Here is a 304-nt window from a genome sequence, read left to right as displayed (position 1 = left end):
AAATGGCGTCCCCTAGGGGATTCGAACCCCTGTTACCGCCGTGAAAGGGCGGTGTCCTAGGCCTCTAGACGAAGGGGACTGAAAATCTTCTTTCGAAAGCACCGCTTTCGAGATTTTCAGTAAGGCGAAGTGGACAGCGAACTGAGCGACCTTTCCTTACCAAAACTTTCAGTCAGAAGTTGATTAATCAACTCCAGCCTATTTCACAGTTTTAATCGACTGTGACGCGATAAAATGGCGTCCCCTAGGGGATTCGAACCCCTGTTACCGCCGTGAAAGGGCGGTGTCCTAGGCCTCTAGACGA

At 51.0% G+C, this 304-nt stretch carries 2 tRNA genes; both read right to left on the bottom strand.

From position 1 onward, the window contains the following. Positions 1 to 3 precede the first annotated feature (3 nt). Positions 4 to 79: transfer RNA gene (locus ACXAGV_RS19075), tRNA-Glu, on the bottom strand. Between the two features lie 156 nt (positions 80 to 235). Then, positions 236 to 303: transfer RNA gene (locus tag ACXAGV_RS19070), tRNA-Glu, on the bottom strand. Between the last annotated feature and the right edge of the window lies 1 nt (position 304).

The sequence above is a fragment of the Alteromonas sp. ABH4_453 genome, assembly GCF_056160665.1.
The sequence above is the reverse complement of the archived record's forward strand: the minus strand, read 5'-3'. Positions and strand labels throughout refer to the sequence as shown.